The organism is Flavobacterium sp. KH_035, from assembly GCF_057839565.1.
The window spans coordinates 4,349,397-4,360,668 of the sequence record NZ_CM174492.1 but is presented as its reverse complement, the minus strand read 5'-3'; the positions used below and the strand labels follow the sequence as shown (position 1 = coordinate 4,360,668).

Genomic DNA, 11,272 nt, shown 5'->3' with positions numbered 1-11,272 from the left:
TTAACGTAAAGCAAATCTTAGTTTAAGTCCATAAGAAACTAGTCTGACATTGTTGACGGATGGAGAATCCAATACGCTGTTGTATTGCAGCTGCACAGGAAGTTCCGGATTGTACTGTACCAGACTTTTGTCTCCATTTTTATTGTAGATGTTATTTAGACCATAATCGATATAAGCACCGAGATAGAATGAAGTTCTGTTTCCAATCTTTTGTTTTACACCTGTTTCAAAAGTAGCAGAGTACGACACTTTAGTATCTAAATCCTGTTCGCTGGTTTTTAAATCATTAGTACTTGCAAAACCGGCAAACGCAGGGTTAAATAATTCTACATTGTATTGCGGATAGTAACCGCTTGTAGTAAGGTTTTGAAAGGTACTTTGATAACATCCTTTAATCGCAAATCCTACTTTAGCACCTGCAGCAACGTACAATTGAGTAGTTCCCGGAGTTTCAAATTGAATTGCGATTGGAACATTTATGTAACTTAGGCTTTGTTCTTCTCTGAAGTTAGTGGCTTTGTATCTAAACTGAAAGGTTTCATTTTCGGCATCTTTAGTAACATATTGTCCACTAAAAGAAGCGTACTTTGCATCAGAATTATAGGATTGGTACTCGGCTCCAATTCCAATGCTTAAGCCTTCGTTTAAATAATAGGAGTATCTGATTCCTGCACTAATTCCGTTTCCGGGTACGATAGTACCACCGCCACTGTACTTTAGAAAAGAACCGGGTCCTGCGACGGAGATCGATATTTCCTGTTTTTTGTCCTGACTATAGCCCTGGAGGCATATCGCTAAAAACGCCGTAACTGTAGCTATAGATTTTATAGAGGTACTGATATATTTTTTCATCTTAAAGTTGTATTAGCCAGTACCATTTTGAAGTGGTACTGGCATGATTTTGTTTATTTTACAATTACTTTGAATGACTTTTTGATATTGCCTGACTCAATAACTACAAGAACCATATTACTTTCAGTACTTGGAGGTAATTGTACCTGTGTTTGAGCAGTAGATGATTTCATTGTTGTAAGTAGTTTACCAGTAACAGAGTAAAGACTTATTTGCATGTTTTCTAAATCACCTTCTGGTAAATCAGCATCTACAGTAAGCATTTTTCCTGTTTCAACGGGATTTGGATACAATTTGACCTCAAGTGATTTCTGTGTCTTAATTTTAGCAGGGCATGTTTGCAATACCTTACCATCTTTAGTAGTCATTTTTACACTGTAGTCGGCAGTTAGATCTAATTTATTCGCCAGATCGTCTCCTGCTGAAAAGTATTGGTTTGTACCAATTAATTGTCCATTTTTAAACCATTGGTACGAAACAAACTCGTAACCTCCATTGGTTTGAGGATTGTTGTTTACGATAAGTACATTATTGAATTTTTGGTGTACGATATCATAGAATCCAAATGGTTTTTCAACAGTTATAGCATATGTAGCACTTGTACTTCCATCTTCAGAAGTAACTGTTACATTTTGCGTATAAATTCCCGGTTTAGGAGTATTAATGGTAAAATTAGCCGATGGAGTAAAGGTTGCATTCGTTGTATTGGTCAGTGCTACATTTACGTTGTTTTCGTCACATCCCATTAGGTAGTTAAGAGTCTTAGCCGGATTAGGATATACTTTAGTTCCAATGGTAATTTGAGTAACGGTGATGTCGTTGTTTTTGATTACCAATAGCTGTGTAACATCCGGAGCAGGTAGATAATTGTTGTCACCAGCCTGAGCAGCTACAATTGTTACTTCTCCAGGTCTTAACATATTTACGACACCAGTTAATGGAGCGACAGTAGCAGGAGGTAACGCAGTTTTATAGGTAAAGGCATAGTTTACCGGTAAACCAGAACTGGCAGTAGCTCCCAGATTGAAAGTATTTGATCCTCCAAGAGTTTTTATTCCCAATATTGGAAAAGTAATTTGCTGTGCTGCTTTTTGAATCGTAAGTTGTGCAGTAAGCGTAATTGGTAAACAATTTGGTGTACTTGCTGAAGGAGATACTACGGCAGTAACTGTATAAGTCCCCGCATTTGTTGCTGAGTTTCCTGAACCTGAAGGTGCGATGGAATAACTGACAGTCGCTCCTGACGGCAAATTAGCAACTTGCACTGCATGTGGATTTTTGTCATAGGTAAATGTTGCGTTACTAAAGGTTACTTGTTGAAGTGCTGAATTCAGTACTTGCACATTTTGTGTTTGTGTACTAGAGTTTCCACTTGCATCAGTATATTTCCATGTAATTGTATAAGTTCCAGGTGCATTGTAGTTTAACGGACTTGTTGTTGTTGCCGTGATACTACCGCTGCAATTATCAGTTGCAGTTGGAACTGGAATTTGAGCCGATAAAACAGCACAAGAATTTGTAATTACAGGAAGAGTTGCCAGATTTGGTACTGGCGCTGTTACATCCGGAGTTGTAATTAAAGTCACAGTTTGTGTAGCGGTACAACTGTTGGCATCAGTAACAGTTAACGTATAAGTTCCTGCTGCTAATCCGCTAATATTTTTGGTTGTACTACCATTAGACCATAAATAGGTGTAAGGAAGCGTACCGCCGGTTACAGTTACATTTATAGCACCATCACTTAGTCCGTTGCAAGAGATATTCGTTTGAGATGATATGCTTGCTACTACTACAGTAGGTTGGGTTATAATAGTACTTACAGTTGTTGTACAAGAATTTGCATCGGTGATTAAAACAGTGTAGTTACCAGGAGCCAATCCTGTAGCTGTAGCCGCAGTACCTCCAGTAGGAGACCATACATAAGTATAAGCACCTGTTCCTCCAGTTGCAGTTACAGTAGCAGAGCCATTATTTGCCCCATTACAAGTAACATTTGTTGCAACTATAGTTCCACCAACTGCCGTTGGTTGCGTAATATTGAAATTTTGTGTCACGTTACAGCCATTACCATCTGTAATAGTTACAACATAAGTACCTGCAGTTAATCCTGTAGCTGTAGCTGCAGTACCGCCAGATGGAGACCATGAATAAGCATAAGGTGTTGTTCCTCCAGTTACTGTTACAGAAGCAGCTCCAGTAGTACCTCCATTACAAGCTACATTTGTTTGTGTTGGTACAACTACCAAAGGAGTAGGTTCGCCAATAGTAATATTTTTAACAATAGAACAACCGTTTGCAGAGGTAATCGTCACAGTATAGTTACCTGCAGTAAGATTGTTGGCTGTAGCATTAGAACCTCCTGAAGGAGCCCATACATAAGTAAATGGACCAGGAGCACCTGATGGTATTACCGTTGCAGAACCTGTGTTACCGCCATTACATAAAACATCAGTTTTATTAACAACAGCTACTAAAGTGTTGGTTGTATTAATGGTTACGCTTTGCGTATTGGTACATCCGTTTCCATCTGTGATGGTACAGGTATAGTTTCCGGCTGTTAAGCCTGTAGCAGTGGCTGTTGTAGCTCCTGATGACCATTGGTAAGTAAAAGGAAGTACTCCGCCGGTTGGATTTACGGTAGCCTGACCTGTAGTCGAACAAGTGGCATCTATTTTAGATGTAGTTGCAGCTAGTACTGCCGGCTGATTAATAAAGAATGTTTTGGTGATAGAACAACCGTTAGCATCTGTAATTAAACAGCTGTAGTTTCCGGTTGCTAATCCTGTAGCTGTAGCTGCAGTACCTCCTGTTGGAGACCAGGCATAAGTATAAGCTCCAGTTCCTCCTAAAACGGTTACACTAGCTGTTCCGGTTGCTGTTCCATTACATAAAACATCTGTTTGTGATGTTGTTGCTGTTAAAGCCGCTGGTGGATTTAAAGTAGTACTTGCAGTAGTTGAACAACCATTTGCATCCGTCACTGTAACCGTATAAGTTCCTGCTGATAATCCTGAAGCTGTTGCAGCATTTCCTCCTGTTGGAGTCCATACATAAGTATATCCAGGTGTACCTCCGGTTACATTTACTGTAGCCGAACCATTGCTGTCACCGTTACATAATAGATCTGTTTTTGATATTGTAGCTACTAATGCAGTTGGCGTACCTATTACAATTGTTTTGATTAAGCTACACCCTTTACTATCTGTGATGGTACAAGTATAAGTACCGGATGACAATCCTGTAGCTGTAGCTGCAGTACCTCCTGATGGTGCCCATACATAAGAGTATCCAGGTGTTCCTCCGCTTGGAGTCACCGTTGCGCTACCATTTGTGCTTCCAAAACAACTTACATCTATGGTCGCAGTTGAAGCACTAAGAATTGCTGCTGGTTGATTGATCGTAAAGCTTTGTATAGTAGAACAGTTATTGGCGTCTGTAACAGTTACGTTATAAGTGCCGGCTGTTAAATCTGTAGCTGTAGCAGCAGTACCACCGGATGGTGACCATGAATAGGTGTAAGCTCCTGTTCCTCCGGTTGCACTTACAGTAGCAGCTCCAGTTGCATCTCCATGACAATTCACATGAGTAATTGAACCTTGTGAAGCCACTAAAGGGGTTAGAGGCTGCGTTAGAATGAAAGTTCTGGTTGTTGAACAGATATTAGCATCTGTGATGGTTACCGTATAAGTACCGGCAATTAATCCTGTAGCTGTAGCTGCAGTACCGCCAGATGGTGACCATGAATAGGTGTAAGGTGCAGTTCCGCCACTTACAACTACGCCTGCGCTTCCTGTTGCATCTCCATTACATAAAATATCAGTTTGCGAAGTTGTTACTGAAAATGCAGGAGGGTTGGTAAGAATGAAAGATTGTGTAGTACTACAACCATTTGCATCTGTAACTGTTGCTGTATAAGTGCCGGCCGCTAAACCTGTAGCTGTAGCTGCAGTACCACCTGTAGGTGTCCATGAATAGGTATATCCAGGGGTTCCGCCTGAAGCGACTACAGTTGCACTACCGTTAGTTGCATTATTACAAGTAGGACTAGTGAATGTACCCTGAGAAGCTATTAGGATTGTAGGTTGAGTAATGATAAAGTTTTGTGTAGCCGTACAGTTATTAGCGTCTTTTATAACTACACTGTATGTTCCTTGTGAAAGACCGTTTATTGATGCGGTTGTAGCACTATTAGACCAAAGGTAAGTATAAGAACCCGCTCCGCCAGTAGGCGCAACTGATGCTGAACCATTAGCGCCACCATTACAGCTTACATTAACCTGAGTTGGATGTGCAAGGATAGGTGTAGCCGTTCCTATTATGATATTATTGATTGTTCTGGAACATATAGTAGTAGCATCAGTAATGGTAACACTATAAATTCCTGCCGTAAGTCCAGATGCAGTAGCGGTGGTGGCTCCGTTGGACCAGTTGTAAGTATAACCCGGAGTTCCTCCAAAAGCACTTACAGTTGCAGAACCGGTAGCAGTTCCAAAGCAAGAAACTGAAGTTGTACTTATAGACCCATTTAGAGAAGCTGCTGGTTGTGCGACAACAATACCGGTTATCGTTTTTGGACAGCCGTTAGCATCTGTAATGGTAACGCTGTAAGTTCCTGCCTGAAGTCCTGAAGCAGTTGCTCCGGTACCGCCAGATGGTGACCATGAATAAGTATAACCCGGAGTTCCTCCTGATGCAACAATAGTAGCACTACCGTTAGCACCTCCAAAACAAGAAACTGATGTGGTAGAAGGTGTGCCATCAAGAGCAGCTGCTGGTTGCCCTACGGCAATACCGGTTATCGTTTTTGGACAGCCGTTAGCATCTGTAATGGTAACGCTGTAAGTTCCTGCGCTAAGTCCTGTTGCAGTAGCAGCGGTGGTTCCATTAGACCAGCTATAGGTATAACCAGGTACTCCGCCCGTTGGAGTAACAGTAGCGGTACCATTAGATCCTCCAAAACATGAAGCTGAAGTGGTAGAAGTCGTCCCGTTTAAAGCTGTTGCTGGTTGCCCAACAACAATACCGGTTATCGTTTTTGGACAGCCGTTAGCATCTGTAATGGTAACACTATAAGTTCCTGCGGCAAGTCCGGTTGCAGAAGCAGTTGTAGCTCCGTTAGACCAGTTGTAAGTATAGCCTGGAGTTCCTCCTGACGGAGTAATGGTAGCTGTACCATTTGACGATCCAAAACAAGATACATTTGTAACCGAAGGAGATCCATTTAGTGCAGGAGGAGCTATTAATGTAAAAGGTCTGGTAATTTGTATTAATTCAGCATCTGTAATAGTAGCTGTGTAAGATCCGGCTGAAAGTCCTGAAGCCGTTGCTCCGGTACCACCAGCTGGTGACCATGAATACGTATAAGGAGGAACACCTCCTGTTGCAACCACTGTAGCAGTACCATTTACGCCGGCATTACAACTTATATTGGTAAATGAGGTTGAAGAAGTGGCTAAAGCTGCTGATGTAACAAATGTTGATTCGGCACCATAAGATGTTCCGGCACTATTCTTTGCATAAGCTCTGTAGTAAATAGTCGAACCGGGAGTAAGCCCTGTTACGGTATTACTAAAAATTCCAGTTCCAGTTCCTATTTGAAATTTATTGTTTGCGATAGTTGGGTTTGCTGTTATGGCCCAAACGATTCCTCTTTCTACGTTGACATCTCCGCCATTTGCGGTTACATTACCTCCAATAATTGCTTTAGTGGAACCAACATTTGTAGCGGTTGTTGTAGTTACTGTTGGTAAGCTTACGCCATCAACCCAAGTAAAATTGTCAACAGCTATATAATCATAATTACTGCTCAGCTGGATTTCAAGCTGGTCAATGTTGATGTTAGTGTAATCGGAAGCTCCGTCAGTAGCAAAGTTAATGGGTATAAAGCCATTATTAGGAGAGACGTTAGGTGTATTGGCACCAGTAGTATTTTTAACAAGGGTAAATACTGTAACCCCGCCAAGTTTTCCTCTAAAAGTAATCGATCCAGGCAGTGTATTGCTGGTACCACCAGGAGTATAAGCAGCATTACCGGTTACAAATAGCCATAAATTATTTACTTTAATGTTACCAGTTGCGGCACTAATAGTAGCAATTTGCCCCATAGCTTCAGGTCCTGGGGAGTCCTGAACCTGTAAAAATTTATTTGAGTTATTGTAACCGAGACCTGTCAATGTGTAAACTTTAAAGCTAACATAATTACTGGTCAAATTAAAGGTCTTACCATTACTGGTAAAATTGGGTAGATCATTTGTTGCCCCTTCAAAGGTTTCTACTGTTTGCGAAGCGAGTTGCTGCATCGTAAAAAACAGTAGAAGTAGTAATAAGTAGAATTTTTTCATAATTTGCTGATATTAGATTTATCATTTTGTATTCTTGCATTTGTTTTTTAGTTTTAACTTCAAAGCCTTAACTAAAATAAAAGGATCATGTATAAACAAGAGCTTACGATTATTGTTCAATCTATCATTGCGTCAAATACTGTTGATGAACACACAAAATGCGCGCGAAACCTTTCAGAATTTTATGAAAAAATTGCTACAATTAATCACTTCGAAAACAACGAAACTTTTGTAAAAGGTGGCGTTGCTTTATCTAGTTCTGGCGCCGCAGATTGTGTTGATGATTATTTACGTACTGTTTATTTCATAAAAGGAGTTTATAAGGCTCTGACAAAATTGTGTGTTGATTTTCCTGAAAGAAGTATTAATATTCTTTATGCGGGTTGTGGCCCTTATGCAACTTTAATTCTTCCTTTACTTCCTTTGTTTAATAAAGATAGAATTAAAGCCATTTTACTAGATATCAATACTGCTTCAATAGCATCTGTACATCATATTTTATCAATTACGGGCCTTAGCGACTATTCAGTTGACTTAATTGAAACGGATGCCATCACCTATACTAAACCGCAGGATTTTACAATCGATTTGGCGATTTCAGAAACGATGCATTACGCTCTTACTCGTGAACCACAAGTTGCTATTACACAAAACATTGTTTCGCAATTGCCTTCGCATGGAATTTTAATTCCTGAAGAGATCAGAATTGATCTTACTTTTTCCTTTTTTGATTACGAGCCATCGCTTAAAAATGGGAGCAATGAAGTAAAGGGCCGCGATGAATTGCAGCCCTATCCTCATAGTGTATTTGTAGATAGATTATTTACAATAAACAAAGAACTTTTTGGCACTAAAAGTCAGTTTTTAAGTTTTAAAAGTGACTTTTATAAGCTGCCCGATGATTTTAGCAATCATCCCGATGTGTGTATTTTTACTGAAATCAGAATATTTGAAGACATTGAATTAAAAACTGCAGAGTCCTATATTACAAACCCATATTGTGTAGCTTCTATGTACAGTCTGACGAGCTATTCTGAAATTCAATTTTTATACGACTTTAGCGATATACCAAAATGGTCTTATAACGTAAAAACCGCTCTTAATGAATAACTTAATTTCTGGAAGGAAAAATTCCTTCTAAACAAATGATATAAGACAATGCTACGTAAGGCTGCATTACTGAGATAGGGAGATTACTACCCGTTGCACCTGTTGTTACATTGCTTAATAAATCAACACTTGGTGTTGCTGTTGTAAAGCCTAATGTTGGTGTAAAAACTCTCGATACAATTGATCCCGGCACAGCTATTGATGCACCTGCCACAGGTAGTATATCTGTTGAATTTGCAGCACTTACCGATATTTTACCTGGTCCTGCGTGAACGTGAGCTGGTAAGTTGCTTGTTAAAATAGAAACATTTGGTGTACCTGCAGCTTGTCCAAGAACGTAAGTCCCTCCAGGTGAAGTTCCTTGTCCAATAGCTGTTGCACCTTGTAGATTTGGTAAAGCGAAAGTAGTCTGACCATTTCCTCCATAGGTTGTACCAAGGATTGAGAATAATGCCGTATTCTGTGCAATTGACAATATTTGTCCGTTACAAAATGCCCAGCCTCTCGGGGCAAAATTTCCCGCAAAAAGTTTTACAACTCCAATGAATTCTTCCATAGTGTTTAGTGTTAATAGGTTAGTGTTTATATTTGTTTTTGATATTACTTGTGTTTTTAACTAAGAAATAAAAGGGCAATTTTTATATTTCAACTAAGGTATAAAATATAAAACTCTCAAAAACAGGTGTTTCTACCTGTTTTTGCCTTCTAAAACAGGTTAAAACTAAACATCTTCTGCACCGAAACTGAAAAATATGTCATAAGGCGGGTTTTTATTGTCATGAAATATCTTATTTGTGTTGGAAAAAGATATATTGAGGATTGAAAAACCGTAAATCGCTTAAAAACAGACCATATACTGTATTTACTGGTGTTTTATCTCTTTTAGCTAGAAAAAGTTGATAGCTGTAGGAAGTATAATACAACTTTGATATTCTATTTAAACATCAGAATCAAAGTAATAGGAAATTGGTTTTCACTAAGGCATAACGTGCTTGACCAAAAATCATAATTAGTTGCGATATTATCAGGTTTAATAAGTAACACTTTACAAAGCCGGTGCTTAACAAAGTGTCATTTAAATACCTTCATAACATAACACATCAGATGTTAATATAATGTTTTATAATGAAGGCTTTTTATTAATGTAAACGTAACCTTGCAGACCTACCCCCAGCTTTAATTTTGGAGACATATTATAAAACAACACAATTGTAGTATATGTCATTTTTTAAAATAAGAATACATCGCAGTATCATAATAGGAATGGACGTTTTAGTAAGAGCGATTTGTTCGCCAAATTATTCAAAAGTGATGCATTATGTATAAAAAGTTTACGGATGAGGAACTTGTTGAATTATTAAGACAAGGAAAAGATAAGGCGTTTGATGAGTTGTATTTTCGTTATCGTGATGTATTGGTTCGTTTTGTTTATATCAGAATGAAATCGGTTCCGGTTTCTGAAGAGATTGTTCAGGAAGTTTTTACTGCTATTTGGGAAAGGAGAAAGGTTCTGGTTATTCAAAAGAAATTCTCGGCTTATATCTATACCTCGGTTCGATATGTGACTTTAGACTACATAAAATCACATACTGTTACCGACCAATATGTGAAAGAGGTTATAGACAGAAATACAAATGATTTTAGCGGAAGTAACACTACTGAAGATTCCATTTATTATGAAGAACTGCAGGAAGCAGTAGACAAAGCAACTTTATTACTTCCAAAAAAATCAAAAGAAGTTTTTATTCTCAGCAGGATCAAGCATTATACCAACAAAGAAATAGCCGAAGAACTAAATGTTTCGCACGAAACAGTAAAGTATCATATTGCCTATGCTTTAAAGTTTATGCGAAGCTATCTGGGCGAGTTCAATTAAAAGCAGATTTCGAATGTAAGGTTACGCTTTCTTTTCTTAACAAAAGCGTAACCTTAGCCACCTACCTGAAAATACTATTTCTAAGACATACTATTAAAGAGATAAACATATTATAATGCCTGAAAAATTAAATCAAGAGATAAAACATTTTTTAGAAGGTAAGCCTTCTCTAAATGGGGAAGAATTATGGAATAACTGGTACAATCACCCTGAAGAAATCTTTGATACTATAGCGACTATTACCTCAGATCGTTCGAAATTGAAAAAAGAGATTCAGCAAATAAAAAAAACCGATAAGGTTATTTTTCTTCAATATAGGAATTGGACGATGGCAGCTTCTCTCTTTTTTTTAATGGGATTATCCTGTTTTTTTTATTTATCAACCGTAAAAACGATTTCCAGACAATACGTTACCAGGGCGGGAGAACATGCCAAAATAGTTTTAAGCGATGGAACTCAAATATGGCTTAACGCGGGAAGCCGTATAAAGTACCCTCTTGCCTTTAAGGGAGATACAAGAGAAGTTTATTTAACCGGAGAAGCTTTTTTTGATGTAGCCAAAGACAAAAAACATCCTTTTATCATTCATACTGCTAAAATGGATACAAAAGTACTGGGAACCAGTTTTAATGTGCAGGCCTATCCCGATCAGACGACTCAGGAGGTTTCGGTTCTTACCGGAAGAGTAAATGTAAAATCAACTGTCACCGAAGAAAACGTATATGTAACTCCGGGTCAAAAAGTGGTTTTTAAATCATATGATAACAAGTTGCAGGCTTTCAAGGATGTTCCGGTGAATTCTATTTCGCTTTGGCGCAAAAATATTATCGTTTTTGAAGATGCTCCCTTACCAGAAGTGATAGCAACCATTAATCGGAATTATAATGTAACCGTCGAAATTGGAAATAAGAATTTAAATAATTTAAAAATCAGTGCCCATTTCAAAGAGCTTCCGGTAGGACAGGTTGTTGCTTTGGTGTGCAACATCATCAACGCCGATTATAAAGTAGAAGCAGGGACTTATGTGATACGATAAATCGTAGAACGGGCAAAAGAAACATAACATACAGCAACACCATTCGTATAGCGCTAT

6 protein-coding genes are annotated in these 11,272 nt (G+C 38.6%); 3 read left to right on the top strand and 3 right to left on the bottom strand.

All coding sequences use genetic code 11. The features are described 5' to 3' along the window. Nucleotides 1–852, bottom strand: coding sequence for a PorT family protein (locus AC3IS6_RS17820; RefSeq protein ID WP_263361016.1), 852 nt, complete (start codon nucleotides 850–852; stop codon nucleotides 1–3). Nucleotides 853–905: 53 nt separating this feature from the next. After that, nucleotides 906–7,193 (bottom strand): T9SS type A sorting domain-containing protein, encoded by a 6,288-nt coding sequence (locus tag AC3IS6_RS17815; RefSeq protein WP_489161334.1) that lies wholly within the window; start codon nucleotides 7,191–7,193, stop codon nucleotides 906–908. An 87-nt stretch (nucleotides 7,194–7,280) separates the two neighbouring features. Between AC3IS6_RS17815 and AC3IS6_RS17810 the strand changes: the two genes are divergently transcribed. Then, nucleotides 7,281–8,303, top strand: coding sequence for an SAM-dependent methyltransferase (locus AC3IS6_RS17810; protein ID WP_489161333.1), 1,023 nt, complete (start codon nucleotides 7,281–7,283; stop codon nucleotides 8,301–8,303). Nucleotide 8,304: 1 nt separating this feature from the next. On the opposite strand, the gene AC3IS6_RS17805 is transcribed toward AC3IS6_RS17810, so the two are convergent. Further along, nucleotides 8,305–8,859, bottom strand: a complete 555-nt coding sequence (locus AC3IS6_RS17805; RefSeq protein ID WP_264524214.1) for a phage tail protein — start codon at nucleotides 8,857–8,859, stop codon at nucleotides 8,305–8,307. A 762-nt stretch (nucleotides 8,860–9,621) separates the two neighbouring features. Between AC3IS6_RS17805 and AC3IS6_RS17800 the strand changes: the two genes are divergently transcribed. Both AC3IS6_RS17800 and AC3IS6_RS17795 read left to right on the top strand, forming a co-directional pair. Continuing rightward, nucleotides 9,622–10,179, top strand: coding sequence for an RNA polymerase sigma-70 factor (locus tag AC3IS6_RS17800; protein WP_489161331.1), 558 nt, complete (start codon nucleotides 9,622–9,624; stop codon nucleotides 10,177–10,179). A 115-nt stretch (nucleotides 10,180–10,294) separates the two neighbouring features. Further along, a complete protein-coding gene (locus tag AC3IS6_RS17795; RefSeq protein ID WP_489161329.1) occupies nucleotides 10,295–11,215 on the top strand; it encodes a FecR family protein in 921 nt (306 codons plus the stop codon). The last annotated feature ends 57 nt before the right edge of the window (nucleotides 11,216–11,272 follow it).